A 17,394-nucleotide genomic window follows, 5' to 3' on the forward strand; every position below is an offset into this window, starting at 1 on the left:
TGCTCCTAATCGCTTGTGGTGATGCGTTCAATGCGTTTTTCAAAGCTTCCTTTGATCACGCGATTTACAAAAATACCAGGGGTATGAATTTGGCTTGGTTCAAGTTCACCCGGCTCTACTATTTCTTCAACTTCGGCTACAGTAATTTTACCTGCTGTGGCTGCCATTGGATTGAAGTTCATCGCCGTGTGGCGAAACACTAAATTACCATAGCGGTCTGCTTTCCATGCTTTTACAATTGCAAACTCACCGGTGATTGACTCTTCTAAAATATACGGTCGGCCGTTAAACTCTTTAACTTCTTTACCTTCAGCAACGGGTGTACCGTAACCTGTGGCTGTATAAAACGCAGGAATACCCGCACCACCAGCACGCATTTTTTCAGCTAATGTACCTTGTGGGGTTAGCACAACGTCAATTTCACCATTTAATAACTGCTGTTCAAAAAGGGCATTTTCGCCCACATATGAGGCGATGATTTTTTTAATTTGTTTGTCGTGTAATAAAATCCCTAAGCCAAAATCATCAACACCGCAGTTATTTGATACCACAGTAAGATCTTTTGTTTGTTTACGCTTGATCTCGCTAATTAACCCCTCTGGGATACCGCATAAACCAAAGCCACCAGCGATAATAGTATCGCCATCTTTTAAACCTTCCATTGCAGCTTCATAACTTGAAACCACTTTATCGAAACCGGCCATGGGCCCACTCCTTATAATTATGTGTATAACTGCTGTTATTGTTCAGCAGCTTGATTTTTAAGGGCAAGGGATACCTTGCTTACAGGTTGTTTGTTTAATGCACTACAAATAGCCCAACCAGCCTCAGCCAGTCTTTCTAAATCAATTCCATGCTCAATGCCAAGTCCTTGCAGTAAGTAAACGACATCTTCGGTGGCAACATTTCCTGACGCTCCTTTAGCGTAAGGGCAACCACCAAGGCCTGCAACTGCACTGTCAACCGTTGCTATACCACGCTTTAGCGCAGTGTAAATATTTGTGAGCGCTTGGCCATAGGTGTCGTGAAAATGAACAGCTAACACCGATTTATCAATTTTGCTCAGGAGTAAGTTTAGTAGCTGATCGACCTTTTTGGCAGTGCCTACCCCAATCGTGTCACCAAGGCTAATTTCATAACAGCCCAGTGCTAATAACTTTTCTGTAACAGTGAGCACAGCCTGAGGGTCAATATCTCCTTCGTACGGGCAACCTAGCACGCAGCTTACATAACCTCGCACGCGAATGTTATGCGCTTTGGCAAACGCCATTACATCTTTAAATCGGGCAATACTTTCGTCAATTGAGCAGTTGATGTTTTTTTGGCAAAACGATTCACTGGCTGCGGTGAATATAGCAAATTCTTTAATCCCCACCGCATGTGCTGCTTCTGCCCCTTTTAAATTGGGGGTGAGGGCGGTTAGATTGCAATCAGGCAACTCAAGTGCGCTAATTACCTCATTTGAATCGGCCATTTGTGGCACCCATTTGGGCGAGACAAAGGCACCAGCTTCAATATCTTTGATACCGGCAGCGGCAAGTGCATTAATAAGCGCAATCTTGCTTTGAGTGCTCACTGCGCTTTCGTTTTGTAAGCCATCACGGGGACCCACTTCAACAATCCGTACATGACTTGGAAGTTGGTTTGTCATTGCATTACTCATCAGCTTTGCTCTCATCAGTGACTATCGCAAGCAGTGCGCCATGACTTACCAGTTCACCTTCAGCAAAACAATAACTTTGCAGTACGCCATCATGTGGGGCGGTGAGAGTGTATTCCATTTTCATCGCTTCGATGATCACCACGGCATCGCCTTTAGTAATTTGACTACCTACAGCCACTAAATGCTTAACAACCGTGCCATTGAGCGGAGCGGCAAGTGGCAGTGCATCACTTTCGTGTTCGCTGACATAGTGCTTATCAACAATGTCAAAGCGGCTTTGTAGCGCTTTATACATCACTGTAATGGTGTTATCACAGGTATCTACGTGGGATGTGTGTTTCTCACCATTTATAAATACACTACAAAGGTTATTATCAATGTCGCCAGAGGTTGTATAGTCAACTTCATCAAGGTGAATAATAAACCCATCGGCCGTTGCTGTAGCAAGTAGCTGCTGCTCTGTTAAAGGGACTGTGATGGTGGTTGCACTATTTAGTTTAAAGCCGGGTAAATTATCCCAGGCTGAGTATTTATCGTGGTGTTTAAGCGATGTTAAATAGCTAAATGCGGCAATAACGTTGCTAATATCACGGTGCTTTTGATCCACTTTGATCAAGGCAGCGCCTTGCTCTTCTATAAAGTGAGTGTCTGGTGCGCCTAATTTAAATGCGGGGTGATTAGCAAGGGTATGTAAAAAGCTGACGTTACAGCTAAACCCTGCCAAATGAAACTGTTCAAGTGCCGTGCTTAAACGTGCTAAGGCCTGTTCACGGTTATCATCGTGAACAATGAGTTTTGCAATCATTGGGTCGTAGAATGGGCTAATTTCATCGCCTTGTGTAACACCGGTATCAATGCGTACATATTCAGATTGCACGGGAGTATATAAACCGTTAATAGTGCCAGAGCAGGGGATAAAGTCATTACTTGGATCTTCGGCATAAATCCGCGCTTCAAAACTATGACCGCGTAACTTAATATCGCTTTGTACAAGGGCTAATGGTTTACCCGCTGCAATATTGATTTGCCAATTGACTAAATCAACGCCAGTAACCATTTCGGTTACTGGGTGCTCTACTTGTAAACGTGTGTTCATTTCCATAAAGAAGAATTCATCGCCGCATAGTAGAAACTCTACAGTACCTGCACCGCGATAGTTAATTGCAAGGGCACAACGTACAGCCGCTTCTCCCATTTCTTTACGTAGTTCATCAGATAAACCAGGCGCAGGCGCTTCTTCAATGACCTTTTGATGACGACGTTGCAACGAACAATCTCGGTCACCTAAATACACACAGTTACCGTGATTATCAGCAAACACTTGTACTTCAACGTGACGAGGTTTGTTTACGTAGCGCTCAAGAAGCACTAAGTCATTGCCAAAACCTGCAATAGCTTCACGCTGTGCGCCTTGTAGAGCACTTATAAAGTCTTTTGCCTGCTGAACAATACGCATGCCTTTACCGCCACCACCAAAGGCCGCTTTGATAAGCACCGGATAGCCAATCTTTTCAGCTTCAGCCTGTAAGAACACAGGATCTTGTTTATCGCCATAATAACCCGGTACTAAAGGTACATTGGCAGCTGCCATGATCTCTTTGGCCCGTGCTTTTGAGCCCATGGCTTCTATGCTTACCGCTGGTGGACCTATAAATGCAATGTTGTTTTGTTCACAGGCTTTAGCAAATTCACTGTTTTCAGATAAAAAACCATAGCCTGGGTGAATACAATCAACACCAGCATCAAGTGCCACTTTGAGGATTTTATCAGCCACTAAGTAAGAGTCTTTACTTGGTGCTGCGCCAATATGATAGGCTTCATCGGCTAACTGTACATGTTGAGCGTGTTTATCGGCGTCAGAATAAACCGCGACTGTGGTTAAACCCATTTGCTTGGCAGTGCGCATTACCCGACAGGCAATTTCGCCACGGTTAGCAATAAGAATTTTTTGTAATGATTGTGTGCTCATGGTGATCCCTATTTCTGCCAACTTGGTGGGCGTTTTTCAAAAAAAGCGGATAAGCCTTCTTGGCCTTCTTCTGATACGCGAATTTCTGCAATTCGTTCGGCGGTTAAATTAATAATTTGACCATTAATCTCATGACCTGCTACATCGTTAATTAATTGCTTAGCAGCACGCACGGCTAATGGGCCATTATTAAGTAAATTCTCTAGCAATTGATCAAGGGCGCAATCTAGTTTTCCGGTTACTTGATGAATAAGACCTAACTGTTTTGCCGTATGAGCATCAAAAATTTCCGCGGTTAAAAAATAGCGACGCGCAGCACGCTCGCCAATAGCGCTTATCACATAAGGGCTAATTACTGCGGGTATTAAGCCAAGTTTTACTTCGCTTAAGCAAAACTGCGCGTTGTCTTGGCAAATAGCAATATCGCAACAAGCAATCAAGCCAAGTGCGCCACCAAATGCAGCACCTTGTACAGCACAAATGGTTGGTAATGGACTCGTCGCTAGCACATGCATTAGTTTGGCAAGTTGCTTTGAATCGGCGAGGTTTTCGCTAAAATCATTATCTGCCATGGATTTCATCCAGTTCAGATCAGCCCCTGCAGAAAAGTGCTCACCTTCAGTTTTTAGAACTAAAGCACGTACATCTAAGCTGTTGGCATGTTCAATACATTGAATAAGTTCATGAATCACTTGCTCGTTAAAAGCATTGCGTTTTTCAGGGCGACTTAACAGGAGTACAGCCACATTTGATTTAGTTATTTGTAGTGTTACTGACATACTCACTTCCTTACATTCTAAAGACGCCGAATTGCGAATCACGTTGTGGCGCGTTAGCTGCAGCACTTAGTGCTAAGCCTAGTACGTTGCGGGTATCAGCAGGGTCGATGATGCCATCATCCCACAGCCTTGCGCTGGCGTAATAAGGGTGACCTTGTTGCTCATACTGGTCAATAATAGGCTGTTTAAACTCACTGATTTGCTCATCAGTCATGGTTTGACCTTTACGGGCTAAACCATCTTGTTTTACTTGTGCCATTACGCCTGCAGCTTGCTCGCCGCCCATCACTGAAATACGGGCGTTAGGCCACATCCACATCATGGTAGGTTCAAACGCACGGCCACACATGCCGTAGTTGCCAGCGCCATAAGAGCCGCCGATCAGTACTGTAAACTTAGGCACATCCGCACACGATACTGCCATTACCATTTTCGCACCGTGTTTAGCAATTCCCTCGGCTTCATACTTTTTACCCACCATAAAACCGGTGATGTTTTGTAAAAATACCAGTGGAATTTTACGCTGCGCGCATAGTTGAATAAAGTGCGCGCCTTTTTGCGCAGACTCACTAAATAAAATCCCGTTATTGGCTACAATGCCCACAGGGTGGCCATAAATTTTAGCAAAACCTGTCACTAAGGTGTCGCCAAAGTAACGCTTAAACTCATCAAACGATGAATCGTCCACAGTGCGAGCAATAACTTCACGCACATCAAACGGCTTTTTAAGATCAGTGCCGACAATGCCGTATAATTCGTTTATGTCGTAACGCGGTGCTTTTACAGGTTCTTGATCAAGTATTGGTGAAGTAGGGCGTTGGTAATTAATTCGTTCAATACACTGGCGGGCAATTGATAATGCGTGTGCGTCGTTCTCTGCATAGTGATCAGCCACACCGGATGTTTTACAGTGCACGTCGGCACCACCGAGCTCTTCAGCTGTGACTTCTTCGCCAGTTGCCGCTTTTACCAGCGGTGGGCCCGCTAAAAAGATAGTGCCTTGCTCTTTGACGATAATGCTTTCATCGGCCATTGCAGGCACGTATGCACCGCCTGCGGTACATAACCCCATAACCACGGCAATTTGTGGGATGCTTTTACCTGACATACGCGCTTGGTTATAAAAAATACGACCGAAATGCAATTTGTCTGGAAACACATCGTCTTGCTCTGGTAGGTTTGCGCCACCTGAGTCAACCAAATAAATACAGGGCAGGTGACAACGTTCGGCGATATCTTGCGCGCGTAAATGCTTTTTAACGGTTAGCGGGAAGTAAGTACCGCCCTTAACTGTCGCGTCATTGGCGATGATCATACACTCAACGCCTTTAACACGACCAATACCAGCAACAACACCGGCGCATGGAATCGCTTGCTCATAAACGCCAAAGGCAGCAAATTGCGAAATCTCTAAAAATGGTGAGCCTTCGTCAAGTAAAGTACTAATGCGCTCACGAACGAACATTTTACCACGGCTTTGATGGCGCTCGATTAACGCTGCACCACCACCTTGGCTGATTTCATTTACTTTGCTGCGTAAATCATCCACTAAACCCGCCATGTTTTTATGATTTTGTAAAAACTGTGGATCGTTTGGATTAACGCTTGATTTTAAAATTGTCATAGCGCTTATCCTTAACGGCTTTCAGTAAATAGTTCACGACCAATGAGCATACGGCGAATTTCCGAGGTGCCGGCGCCAATCTCATACAGCTTAGCATCACGTAGCAGGCGACCTGTTGCGTATTCATTGATATAGCCATTGCCACCGAGAATTTGAATCGCATCTAGTGCCATTTTAGTTGCCAGCTCTGCCGCATATAAAATTGCGCCAGCGGCATCTTTACGGGTGGTTTCACCACGGTCACAGGCTTTGGCTACGGTATACACGTATGAACGTGCCGCATTCATTTGTGTGTACATATCGGCCACTTTGCCTTGAATAAGCTGAAACTGGCCAATCGGGGTATCAAACTGCTTACGTTCATGAATGTACGGCACAACAATGTCCATACAGGCTTGCATAATACCCAGTGGGCCCGCCGCAAGTACGACACGCTCGTAATCAAGGCCACTCATTAATACTTTTACGCCTTCGTTTAAGTTACCAAGAATGTTTTCTTCAGGTACTTCACAGTTCTCAAACACTAATTCACAGGTGTTTGAGCCACGCATCCCGAGTTTATCGAGCTTTTGGGCGGTTGAAAAACCAGGGAAGTTGCTCTCAACAATAAACGCAGTAATACCTTTAGCACCGGCCGTTAAATCAGTTTTTGCGTAGATCACAAAGGTATGGGCGTCAGGACCATTGGTGATCCACATTTTATTACCATTAAGAATGTACTTATCGCCTTTTTTCTCTGCTTTGAGTTTCATTGACACAACATCAGAGCCGGCGTTTGGCTCACTCATTGCAAGGGCACCAATGTGTTCACCACTGATAAGCTTGGGTAAGTATTTTTCTTTTTGTGCTTGTGTGCCATTGCGGTTGATCTGATTCACACAGAGGTTTGAATGAGCACCATAACTTAAACCAATTGAGGCACTCGCACGGCTAATTTCTTCCATCGCGATAACATGCTCTAAATAACCTAAACCCGCCCCCCCTAATTCTTCAGGTACGGTCATCCCTAATACACCCATCTCGCCTAACTGGGGCCATAGTTGATTAGGAAACGCATTATCAAGGTCGGTTTTCTCTGCTAAAGGGGCAATCTCCTGGCTGGCAAAGCTATTAACATGATCGCGGATCATATCTGCGGTTTCGCCAAGGCCAAAGTTCATTTCTTTATATAGTGAAATAGTGCTCATGATTCATTCCTGTGTGAGAGACTGTTAATGAATAGTCTTTTATAAATTGTTTAGGGTTTATTCATCTAATTGATTTAAGGTATCGCGACAACGACGCTCAGCGGTTACCAGCTCCATCAAGACAACTTTAATGTCATCCATTTGTTGGCTGAGGTCAGCTTTTTTTTCTGAGATCAAGTCCAGCATAGTCACTAACTGCTTCGCGCTCGATTTATCCGCGTCATACAGTTCAAACAAACGGCCGGTTTCAGCTAAGGTAAACCCTAAGCGTTTACCACGTAAGATTAGCTTTAAACGTACTTTGTCACGTTTTGAATAAATACGGGTTTGGCCATTACGCTCAGGTGAAATTAAGCCCTGATCTTCATAAAAGCGAATTGAGCGGGTAGTAATGTCAAATTCTTTAGCTAGTTCGCTGATGCTAAAGGTTTGCTCGTGGCTGGCAGGCTCAGCGGCTGAGCTGGCAAAGTTTGTTTGATTATCTTGATTCATAGTCTAGTTACCTCATTCGAATAACTCCAATATAAGTGAAGTTTACGTAAAGGTAAAGTGGATAATAGAACTTATACTTTAGACTTATACATTTGTGGTATAAAACAACAAGATTACCCGTATTTACAGGTGTAGAGGCCTAGTGTGTGCAAATAGCTACGCTAAAATAAAGATAAGTTTACAGTTTTACTTACCGCAAAAATCTTGATTTTAGATTTACGTTGGCGTAAACGTAAATATTATGTATGCTCATAGACAAATCAAATTATAAATGACTTGGTGTAGCCCGAACAGTTGTGATTACACCTGATAATAAATGGAGCCTTTTTATGACTAGTGAAGCCGTTGTTATTGTAGCAGCAAAACGTACCCCGATGGGCGGTTTTATGGGATCCCTCAGTGATGCATCTGCTACTGAGTTGGGTGCAACCGCCATTGCCAGTGCAATAGCCGATATTGGTTTAAGTGATACTGCGATTGATGAAGTGATCATGGGCTGTGTATTACCAGCGGGTTTAGGTCAAGCACCTGCGCGCCAAGCCATGTTAAAAGCTGGACTTGCTCGTTCAACCGGCGCAACAACAATTAATAAAGTGTGTGGCTCAGGCTTGAAAGCGACGATGCTTGCACACGACTTAATTAAAGCGGGTTCAATTAATAGCGCGGTTGCTGGTGGCATGGAAAGCATGACTAATTCGCCGTACTTTATCCCAAAAGCACGCGGTGGCATGCGCATGGGGCACGGTGAAATAAAAGATCACATGATGAGCGATGGCCTAGAAGACGCGTACGATAACAAAGCCATGGGCTGTTTTGCACAAGACACTGCTGATGAATATGGGATTGGTCGTGAGCAAATGGATACGTTTGCGCTGAGCTCGTTAAGTAAAGCCAATGCGGCGATTGAAAACGGCAGTTTTACCAACGAGATTGCGCCACACACAATCAGTGGCCGTAAAGGCGACGTTACTATCAGCATTGATGAACAACCGGGTAATGCTCGTCCTGAAAAAATACCGAGCCTGCGCGCCGCTTTCAAAAAAGACGGCACTATTACTGCTGCAAATTCATCGTCAATCTCTGACGGTGGCGCTGCACTTATCTTGATGAGCGAATCACATGCAAAAGCCCAAGGGCTGACCCCACTGTGTCGAATTGTTGCCCACAGCACCCATTCGCAAAAACCAAGTGAGTTTACGCTTGCTCCGGTAGGCGCTATGAATAGCTTACTTGCTAAAGCGGGCTGGACAACGAATGACGTTGACCTGTGGGAAATTAACGAAGCCTTTGCCATGGTTACTATGCTTGCCATCAATGAGTTAAAGCTTGATGAAAGCAAAGTAAATGTTAATGGCGGTGCGTGTGCACTGGGTCATCCAATTGGTGCCAGTGGTGCACGTATTTTAGTGACGCTTATTCACGCGCTTAAAAATCGCGGCCTTAAAAAAGGCGTAGCATCATTATGCATTGGTGGCGGTGAAGCGGTTGCCCTAGCAGTAGAAGCACTCTAGTTTTTAGAAAACAAATTTAAACTCTCACAGCCGTAGGCTCTTTTAACAATAACTACTGCGGCTTAATTAATTACCCTCTGGGGAGGAGTGCGTTATGCACCAAGTACCATTACTTATCAACGGTGAATTTGTTCAATCAACATCAGCTCAACTGATTGACGTTATCAATCCTGCAAACCAAGAAGTGCTTGCACAAGTACCATGTGCAACAGACGCAGAAATGGATGCCGCGATCGCATCAGCTAAAGAGACCTTTAAAACATGGAAAGACGTACCAATCACTGAGCGTGCGCGCATTATGATGAAGTACGCGGCACTTTTAAAAGAACATCATGATGAACTTGCCACCATTATTTGCCACGAATTAGGCAAAACATTTGAAGATGCCAAAGGCGATGTGTGGCGTGGTATTGAAGTTGTTGAACAAGCGGCTAATGCACCGTCATTAATGATGGGTGAGACAATGGAAAACGTGGCGCGTAAAATCGACACTTACTCATACATGCAGCCACTGGGTGTGTGTGCGGGCATCACGCCGTTTAACTTTCCAGCGATGATCCCATTGTGGATGTTCCCACTGGCGATTGTATGTGGCAACACCTTTATTTTAAAACCGTCAGAGCAAGACCCATTAACGCCAATGCGTTTGGCTGAGCTTTTCATTGAGGCCGGTGCACCAGCGGGCGTGCTGCAAGTTGTGCATGGTACTAAAGCACAAGTTGACCGGTTATTAGAAGAGCCTGCAGTACGTGCAATTTCGTTTGTTGGCTCTTGTGGTGTAGGTGAATACATCTACTCTAAAGGCACTGCAAATTTAAAGCGTGTGCAAGCTTGTGTGGGTGCAAAAAATCACATGGTGATCATGCCTGATGCTAGTCGCTCGCACGTTGTTAATAACCTTGTTGGTGCGTCTGTTGGTGCGGCAGGCCAGCGTTGTATGGGTATTTCAGTCGCGGTATTTGTAGGCCAAGCGAAAGACTGGGTTGACGATATTAAAGCCGGTTTTGCTAATGTACGCCCAGGTGTATGGGATGACAAAGAGGCTGCATACGGCCCACAAACATCACCGGCTGCCAAAGCACGTATTCTTTCATTAATTGAAAGCGGTAAAGCGCAAGGCGCAACGTGTTTAATTGATGGCTCGGACTTTACCGTTGCAGGTTATGAAAAGGGTAACTGGGTTGGACCAACCCTGTTTAGCGATGTAACCACCGACATGGATTTATACAAAGAAGAGATCTTTGGTCCAGTACTGGCGTGTATGTTTGTTGATTCTCTGGATGAAGCAATCGCACTGATCAATGAGTCACCTTATGGTAATGGAACATCATTATTTACCTCAAGCGGTGCAGCTGCCCGTAAATTCCAACACGAAATCGAAGTCGGTCAAGTAGGTATTAACGTACCAATCCCTGTACCACTGCCATTTTTCTCATTTACTGGTTGGAAAGGTTCGTTCTACGGGGATACGCACACTTACGGTAAGCAAGGCATTCGTTTTTATACAGAAACCAAAACCATTACCTCACGTTGGTTTGAAGACGATATTGCCTCAGGCCCTAATATGAGCATCAACCTTAAGTAATTAATTTAACTAACTCCACATAATAAAAAAGAGGGGCGCGAAGGCGATTTCACACACAATATCATTGCCTTCGCTGCTCTTCACGAATATCTAAATTGACAACATATTTTATAAAGAGGTCGCCAATGGACTTTAATTTAACAGAAGATCAGCAAGCATTTGCAGATACGGCGCGCCAATTTGCGCAGTCAGAACTTGCTCCTCATGCCGCCAAATGGGACCGTGAACATATTTTCCCAAAAGAGACTATCAAAGCCGCAGGCGAACTTGGCTTTTGCGGTTTATACACCCCAGAAGAAGCCGGTGGATTAGGCTTATCGCGTTTAGATTCAAGCATTATTTTTGAACAACTTGCGATGGGCTGTACTGCAACTACTGCAATGTTGACCATTCATAATATGGCCACCTGGATGATCGCAAGCTTTGGCACTGAGCAAACTAAAGCGCAGTATTGTGAACAATTAGTGATGGGCGAGTTATTAGCCTCTTACTGTTTAACAGAGCCAGGCTCCGGCTCTGATGCTGCATCACTAAAAACCAAAGCTGTACGTGAAGGTGATGAGTACGTGATCAACGGCTCAAAAATGTTTATCTCGGGTGCAGGTGAAACCGAAGTGTTAGTGGTTATGGCACGTACTGGCGGCGAAGGCGCAGCGGGTATTTCAGCGTTTGTTGTACCGGCTGACGCTAAAGGCGTTGAGTATGGTAAAGCAGAAGAGAAAATGGGCTGGAACGCACAACCTACGCGCTTAATTAGTTTTGAAGATGTGCGTATACCAGCACATAACTTACTTGGCGCTGAGGGCGAAGGCTTTAAGTTTGCCATGCAAGGCTTAGATGGCGGGCGAATAAATATCGCTACGTGCTCTATTGGTACTGCCCAAGCGGCGCTTGAAACGGCCCGCGAATATTTAAAGGAGCGTACGCAGTTTGGTAAGCCTCTGGCTGCTTTTCAGGCGCTGCAATTTAAAATTGCTGATATGAATACTGAGCTGGTGGCAGCACGACAAATGGTGCGATTAGCTGCGTTTAAACTTGACTCTGGTGACAGTGAAAAAACCACTTATTGCGCCATGGCAAAACGTTTTGCCACTGATGTTGGCTTTACAGTCTGTAACGACGCACTGCAAATTCATGGTGGTTACGGCTACATTAAAGAATACCCACTTGAGCGCCATGTTCGAGATGTGCGCGTACACCAAATCTTAGAAGGCACTAACGAAATTATGCGTGTGATCATTGCACGTCGTATTTTAGCCGAATCAGCCGCTGATATTTTATAAGGAGCACGTCATGTCAAACCCAAGTATTGATTTAACCATTGAAGGTCATGTAGCTATTTTAACTATGTCTAACCCGCCAGCAAATACCTGGACCAAAGACACGTTAATTGCATTAAAAACTACCGTTAATGAGCTTAACGATAATAAAAATATCTATTCGTTAGTGATCACCGGCGAAGGCGACAAGTTTTTTAGTGCCGGTGCCGACTTAAATGTATTTGCTGATGGCGATAAAGGTGTTGCCGCGACCATGTCGCAAGTGTTTGGTGAAGCGTTTGAAGCACTGACTGCTTTTAGAGGCGTATCAATTGCGGCAATTAATGGTTATGCCATGGGCGGCGGCTTAGAAGTCGCCTTAGCGTGCGATATTCGTATTGCTGAAGAGCAAGCACAAATGGCATTACCTGAAGCAAAAGTGGGTTTATTACCCTGTGCTGGTGGCACACAAAACCTTGCATGGTTAGTAGGTGAAGGCTGGGCAAAACGGATGATCTTATGCGGTGAACGCCTAAAAGCTGATAAAGCCCTGCAAATCGGCTTAGTTGAAGAAGTAGTTGCACAAGGTGAAAGTTTTGCCGCCGCACTTAAGCTGGCTAATCAAGTGGCCGATCAAAGTCCTGTTGCAGTATCGGCATGTAAATCATTAATTCAAAAAGGCCGTACTCAGCCAATGGCGCATGTATTACCCCTTGAGCGTGAATTATTTGTTGGCTTATTTGATTCTGAGGATCAACGTGAAGGCGTCAATGCCTTCTTAGAAAAACGCAAAGCAAATTGGGTGAACGGCTAATGGTTGAACTAACACAATTAAATTCGCCTGATGCGCCAGTGGTGTTTGAAACCGCGGCCGCTGCAAACGGCTCATTAATTGGTTTTGCCACCCTTAATGCGCCAAAGTCATTAAACGCACTGAATTTTGCCATGATCAAACTATTAGAGCCTCAGTTGTTAGCATGGGCTGAAGATAGCAACATTGCTATGGTCATTATCAAAGGTGCAGGAGAGAAAGCATTTTGCGCCGGTGGTGATGTGGTCAGCCTGCACACAGCCATGAAAAGTGGTGAGCCTGCTAATCTAATCGAAGACTTTTTTACCCAAGAGTATCGCCTTGATCATTTAATCCATTGTTACGACAAGCCGATCTTGGTGTGGGGTAACGGTATTGTGATGGGCGGTGGACTTGGTTTAATGGCCGGTGCGAGTCATCGCGTTGTCACCGAAACATCGCGTATTGCTATGCCTGAGCTGACCATTGGCTTATACCCTGATGTAGGCGGGAGCTACTTTTTACACAAAATGCCTGAGCAGGTTGGCTTGTTTTTAGGGCTAACCGCAGCGTCTATTAATTGCGACGATGCGATGTTTGTATCGCTGGCGGATCATTTTGTTAAAGCTGATAAGTACGACAGTATGATTGAGCAACTTATCGCTATCAAGTGGGGAAAAACGGCTGCGTTAAATCACGATAAACTCACTTCATTATTAACTGAGCTTGATAACATTTCTGGACGCATGCCAAAAGGCAATGTAAAAGCGAATTTAGCGACAATTCAACAACTCGGTGAGTTTACTGATTTAAAAGATAAAGTTAATTACATTCTAAACCTAGACACTGATGACGTTTGGCTTACACGAGCACAAAAATCATTAAAGCATGGTTGCCCATTAAGTTGTGCTTTAGTTGAGCGCCAGCTTGCTAACTCACAAGGAAAAAGCCTTGGCGAGTGTTTCCAAATGGAACTCGGGATGTCTGTACGCTGTGGTGAAGTAGGCGAATTCCAAGAGGGGGTAAGAGCGTTGTTAATTGATAAAGATGGCGCGCCTAACTGGCAGTTCAAATCAATAGCAGCACTGCCTGAAGAGCTAATAGAGAGCTTTTTCACACTGCGATGGACTGCTGATACGCATCCATTAAAACAACTCACACAAGGATAAGGTTATGTCACTTTCAATTGGTTTTATCGGTTTAGGTAATATGGGTGGCCCTATGGCTGCCAATCTGGTGAAAGCGGGTCATCAAGTCAAAGTGTTTGATTTAAACCAGTCGGTCGTAAATGACTTGGCCAGTAACGGCGCACTAGCAGCGACAGATGCTAAACACTGTGCCACCGACATTGATGTGTTGATCAGCATGTTACCTGCTAGTAAGCATGTTAAATCGCTTTATTTAGGTGATACTGGCCTTATTCATGTATTGGCTAAAAATACACTGGTTATTGATTGTTCTACGATAGATGCTGCATCCGCGCGTGAAGTGGGTGCTGAACTTGGTGAACAAGGCATTGCTTTTGTTGATGCGCCGGTATCGGGTGGGGTTGCAGGGGCAACTGCTGGTACATTGACCTTTATTGTCGGTGGCGACGATGCCCACTTTAGTCAAGCGCAGCATGTGCTTGCAGATATGGGCAAAAATATTTTTCATGCTGGAGCAATTGGTGCAGGGCAAGTCGCAAAAATCTGTAATAACATGCTACTGAGCATTTTAATGGCAGGCACCAGTGAAGCAATTCAAATGGGTATTAATAATGGCCTAGATGCAAAAGTGCTGAGCGATATAATGACAGCAAGCTCGGGCCGTAACTGGACGCTTGAACTCTATAACCCATGCCCTGGTGTTATGGAAACAGCCCCTGCCAGCAATAATTATAAGCCAGGTTTTATGGTTGATTTAATGGCTAAAGATTTAGGTTTGGCAATGGAAGCCGCGCAGGAAAGTAACTCAGCAACCCCAATGGGCTCAATGGCGAAAAACCTTTATACCATGCTGCAACATCAAGGTGCGGGTAGCGACGATTTTAGCGCCATTTTTAAACTATTCTCGAAGGAGTAACAGGTGGAAATTAAAAATAATACCGTGGTGATCACAGGCGGTGCACAAGGCCTAGGCTTTGCAATGGCGCATAAATTTGCGTCGCTTGGTGCTGATCTGGCGTTAATTGATATGCAGCAAGATTTATTAGATGCGGCAGTTGCAGAGCTTAGTCAGCAAGGCACTACGGTTAAAGCCTATGTGGCGAACGTCACTGATGAACAAGCTATGGTCGATACTTTTAATACCATTAACACAGACTTTGGTCACATTGGCGTGTTAATTAATAATGCCGGAATTTTACGTGATGGCATGTTTATCAAAGCCAAAGAAGGTAAAGTCGTTGCTAAAATGGCCCTAGATCAATTTAAATCTGTGATTGATGTGAACCTAACAGGCGTATTTTTAGCGGGCCGAGAAGCAGCATCCCATATGATTGAATCTGGCAAAGGCGGCGTAATTGTCAATATGTCGAGCGTTGCGCGGGCGGGGAATATTGGCCAAACCAACTACGCAGCTTCTAAAGCGGGTGTGGTTGCTATGACCACAGGTTGGGCAAAAGAGCTTGGCCGTTTCGGTATTCGTGTAGGTGCTATTGCACCGGGCGTTATCCGCACTAATATGACCGACGCCATGAAGCCAGAAGCTAAGCAGCGTATGCTCGCAGTCACCCCAGTAGGGCGCTTTGGCGAAGCTGATGAAATTGCGCATACTGCTCAGTATATTATCGAAAATGACTTTTTCACTGGTCGCGTGGTTGAGATCGACGGCGGTATTCGTTTGTAACCGCGGTTATTGATTATTAATGATTAAAACGGTAAGCCAAGGCTTGCCGTTTTTTATTTTTAAATGTTTAATTAGTCAACAAACTAGTATTAAATACAGCTGTTTGCGTGCAAAGTATTACTATTTTGCTGCTTGTTTAAAATCACTAAAAACATAGTATTAAAAAATATTACAGGGCAAGGGAATATGATTACGGCGAATGAAAATGTACAAGTTTCAGCGAGTAAAGGGATGCATTTTAAATTTTATTTCAATAATAAGCAGATCACTTATGATTGCTCGCCAGTGTCAGGAAAAGAAATCGTAAAAATAGATGGCGAGATTGTTAGTGAGTCTAAAAACTATAGGTTTCAATCGTGCCATGAATTTAGGGTGGATAATAAAACAGCGAAAATCAAGCTACAAGCTAAAGGGCTGACAAAAAATATAACTACCTGTGAGTTCTTGGTGGCAGACAAAGTTGTTAAAGCGTATCAGCTAACTTACGGTACCCAAGGCAAAGTACCCCTTATGTTACACGTGCTCATTGCTGTAATAGCCGCTGCAATTGGGTGGTTTTATGCTTCGCAAGTCATATCATCGTGGTTGGCTTTTGGCGGTGCTTTATTGCTCGTCGCACTGGTCCTTTTCAAATTTGAAAAACCAGTTTGGACATGTGAGGAACTTACACAATGAAAGTTACAGTACATGGGTCTAGCTAAGGCTGACACTTTTCTCAAAACAGGACAGGCGTACATTTTTTTGCAAAAACCATAATATCAACTACTGTTATTATATACAGTTTAACTGGAGCTGATACTTTATGACTCGCGCAAGAAAAAGCTTGATTGATTTATCATCTACATCCTATTACCACTTAATAGCTCGTTGTGTCAGACAAGCATACTTGTGTGGTAATGATAAACACACGGGTAAAAACTTTGATCACCGTAGAGAGTGGCTTATAGAGCGAATAAAGTTATTAAGTAGCGTGTTTGCCATCGAAATCGCAGCCTACGCGATTATGAGCAACCATTACCATCTCGTTGTAAATGTGAATAAGCAACAAGCCCTTGAGTGGTCTGATGAAGAAGTAATTAAGCGCTGGTATCAACTCTATAATGGTCACATGCTGGTTGACCGTTACTTAAATGGTGAGCAATTAGATAAGTCTAGGTTACTTTTCTTCAATGAAATTATCTCAAAATGGCGAGAAAGGTTGTATGACATCAGCTGGTATATGAAAAACCTCAATGAATATATAGCCCGCGAGGCCAATAAAGAAGATAACTGCACCGGAAAGTATTATTCGCTGCCATCCTTGGCACTCACCCTTCGGGCTGCCTAACGGCATTCAAATTTATTCCCTATAAATTTGTGGGAAGGGCGCTATAAGTCACAAGCGCTATTAGATCAAGCCGCAGTGCTAAGTTGTATGGCGTATGTCGATTTAAATCCTATCAGAGCAAATATAGCCGATACACTCGAAGACAGTGATTTCACCTCAATTCAAGAACGTATAGCGCATTTCAAAGCCTTTACCGCAGACGTGATGAAAGCGAATAAGCCCCTCAAGCAAAAGGATAATATCCAACATGAAAGCCAACCTGCACAGCTAAAGCCATTTGGTGGTAATGACATCAAACATACAATTCCCTTTGCCTTGCTAGATTACATTGAATTAGTGGACTGGAGTGGTCGACACATAGATCCAAAGAAAAAAGGTC

The 17,394-nt window shown here is 44.2% G+C and carries 15 protein-coding genes and 1 pseudogene; 9 read left to right on the plus strand and 7 right to left on the minus strand.

The genetic code is table 11. The annotated features are described in order from the left end of the window. Positions 1-5: 5 nt before the first annotated feature. The 7 genes from CWB85_RS15590 to CWB85_RS15620 are packed head-to-tail and all read right to left on the minus strand — an operon-like array spanning position 6 to position 7,714. On the minus strand, positions 6-704 hold the full coding sequence (locus CWB85_RS15590) for a CoA transferase subunit A (protein WP_016709684.1): 699 nt from the start codon (positions 702-704) through the stop codon (positions 6-8). 35 nt (positions 705-739) lie between these two features. Continuing rightward, on the minus strand, positions 740-1,651 hold the full coding sequence (locus tag CWB85_RS15595) for a hydroxymethylglutaryl-CoA lyase (protein ID WP_138555389.1): 912 nt from the start codon (positions 1,649-1,651) through the stop codon (positions 740-742). Positions 1,652-1,655: 4 nt separating this feature from the next. Continuing rightward, positions 1,656-3,632: an acetyl/propionyl/methylcrotonyl-CoA carboxylase subunit alpha gene (locus CWB85_RS15600; RefSeq protein WP_138555390.1), complete on the minus strand. Its 1,977-nt coding sequence runs from the start codon at positions 3,630-3,632 to the stop codon at positions 1,656-1,658. 8 nt (positions 3,633-3,640) lie between these two features. Further along, positions 3,641-4,411: an enoyl-CoA hydratase/isomerase family protein gene (locus tag CWB85_RS15605; protein ID WP_138555391.1), complete on the minus strand. Its 771-nt coding sequence runs from the start codon at positions 4,409-4,411 to the stop codon at positions 3,641-3,643. Positions 4,412-4,421: 10 nt separating this feature from the next. After that, on the minus strand, positions 4,422-6,035 hold the full coding sequence (locus CWB85_RS15610; protein WP_138555392.1) for a carboxyl transferase domain-containing protein: 1,614 nt from the start codon (positions 6,033-6,035) through the stop codon (positions 4,422-4,424). An 11-nt stretch (positions 6,036-6,046) separates the two neighbouring features. Continuing rightward, positions 6,047-7,222: an isovaleryl-CoA dehydrogenase gene (locus CWB85_RS15615; protein ID WP_138555393.1), complete on the minus strand. Its 1,176-nt coding sequence runs from the start codon at positions 7,220-7,222 to the stop codon at positions 6,047-6,049. A gap of 57 nt (positions 7,223-7,279) precedes the next feature. Beyond that, positions 7,280-7,714, minus strand: coding sequence for a MerR family transcriptional regulator (locus CWB85_RS15620; RefSeq protein ID WP_016709690.1), 435 nt, complete (start codon positions 7,712-7,714; stop codon positions 7,280-7,282). A 329-nt stretch (positions 7,715-8,043) separates the two neighbouring features. Between CWB85_RS15620 and CWB85_RS15625 the strand changes: the two genes are divergently transcribed. The 9 genes and pseudogenes from CWB85_RS15625 to CWB85_RS22830 form a co-directional block, all read left to right on the plus strand. Further along, on the plus strand, positions 8,044-9,225 hold the full coding sequence (locus tag CWB85_RS15625; protein ID WP_016709691.1) for an acetyl-CoA C-acyltransferase: 1,182 nt from the start codon (positions 8,044-8,046) through the stop codon (positions 9,223-9,225). A gap of 94 nt (positions 9,226-9,319) precedes the next feature. Next, positions 9,320-10,810 carry a CoA-acylating methylmalonate-semialdehyde dehydrogenase gene (locus CWB85_RS15630; RefSeq protein ID WP_138555394.1) on the plus strand — a complete coding sequence of 497 codons (1,491 nt, stop codon included), beginning with the start codon at positions 9,320-9,322 and terminating at the stop codon, positions 10,808-10,810. Between the two features lie 125 nt (positions 10,811-10,935). After that, positions 10,936-12,093, plus strand: coding sequence for an acyl-CoA dehydrogenase family protein (locus CWB85_RS15635; protein ID WP_016709693.1), 1,158 nt, complete (start codon positions 10,936-10,938; stop codon positions 12,091-12,093). A gap of 10 nt (positions 12,094-12,103) precedes the next feature. Further along, complete coding sequence (locus tag CWB85_RS15640; protein ID WP_016709694.1) at positions 12,104-12,883, plus strand: enoyl-CoA hydratase; 780 nt, start codon at positions 12,104-12,106, stop codon at positions 12,881-12,883. Further along, positions 12,883-14,028: an enoyl-CoA hydratase/isomerase family protein gene (locus CWB85_RS15645; protein ID WP_138555395.1), complete on the plus strand. Its 1,146-nt coding sequence runs from the start codon at positions 12,883-12,885 to the stop codon at positions 14,026-14,028. Before CWB85_RS15640 ends, CWB85_RS15645 begins: the two co-directional genes overlap by 1 nt. Before the next feature lie 4 nt (positions 14,029-14,032). Further along, positions 14,033-14,923 (plus strand): 3-hydroxyisobutyrate dehydrogenase, encoded by an 891-nt coding sequence (gene mmsB / locus CWB85_RS15650; RefSeq protein ID WP_138555396.1) that lies wholly within the window; start codon positions 14,033-14,035, stop codon positions 14,921-14,923. A 3-nt stretch (positions 14,924-14,926) separates the two neighbouring features. Further along, entirely contained in the window at positions 14,927-15,688 is a 762-nt protein-coding gene (locus tag CWB85_RS15655; RefSeq protein ID WP_016709697.1) for an SDR family oxidoreductase, read from the plus strand. Between the two features lie 132 nt (positions 15,689-15,820). Continuing rightward, positions 15,821-16,363, plus strand: coding sequence for a hypothetical protein (locus tag CWB85_RS15660; protein WP_232321814.1), 543 nt, complete (start codon positions 15,821-15,823; stop codon positions 16,361-16,363). Between the two features lie 127 nt (positions 16,364-16,490). Continuing rightward, positions 16,491-17,394: pseudogene (locus CWB85_RS22830) on the plus strand (transposase); the annotation flags it as partial.

The sequence above is a fragment of the Pseudoalteromonas sp. S1727 genome (genome assembly GCF_005886375.1).
GTDB classification, from domain to species: Bacteria; Pseudomonadota; Gammaproteobacteria; order Enterobacterales; family Alteromonadaceae; genus Pseudoalteromonas; species Pseudoalteromonas haloplanktis.

Coding starts and splice junctions, on each gene's coding strand:
- CWB85_RS15590 (WP_016709684.1), bottom strand. CDS start 704: ATGGCCGGTTTCGATAAAGTGGTTTCAAGTTATGAAGCTGCAATGGAA.
- CWB85_RS15595 (WP_138555389.1), bottom strand. CDS start 1,651: ATGACAAACCAACTTCCAAGTCATGTACGGATTGTTGAAGTGGGTCCC.
- CWB85_RS15600 (WP_138555390.1), bottom strand. CDS start 3,632: ATGAGCACACAATCATTACAAAAAATTCTTATTGCTAACCGTGGCGAA.
- CWB85_RS15605 (WP_138555391.1), bottom strand. CDS start 4,411: ATGTCAGTAACACTACAAATAACTAAATCAAATGTGGCTGTACTCCTG.
- CWB85_RS15610 (WP_138555392.1), bottom strand. CDS start 6,035: ATGACAATTTTAAAATCAAGCGTTAATCCAAACGATCCACAGTTTTTA.
- CWB85_RS15615 (WP_138555393.1), bottom strand. CDS start 7,222: ATGAGCACTATTTCACTATATAAAGAAATGAACTTTGGCCTTGGCGAA.
- CWB85_RS15620 (WP_016709690.1), bottom strand. CDS start 7,714: ATGAATCAAGATAATCAAACAAACTTTGCCAGCTCAGCCGCTGAGCCT.
- CWB85_RS15625 (WP_016709691.1), top strand. CDS start 8,044: ATGACTAGTGAAGCCGTTGTTATTGTAGCAGCAAAACGTACCCCGATG.
- CWB85_RS15630 (WP_138555394.1), top strand. CDS start 9,320: ATGCACCAAGTACCATTACTTATCAACGGTGAATTTGTTCAATCAACA.
- CWB85_RS15635 (WP_016709693.1), top strand. CDS start 10,936: ATGGACTTTAATTTAACAGAAGATCAGCAAGCATTTGCAGATACGGCG.
- CWB85_RS15640 (WP_016709694.1), top strand. CDS start 12,104: ATGTCAAACCCAAGTATTGATTTAACCATTGAAGGTCATGTAGCTATT.
- CWB85_RS15645 (WP_138555395.1), top strand. CDS start 12,883: ATGGTTGAACTAACACAATTAAATTCGCCTGATGCGCCAGTGGTGTTT.
- mmsB (WP_138555396.1), top strand. CDS start 14,033: ATGTCACTTTCAATTGGTTTTATCGGTTTAGGTAATATGGGTGGCCCT.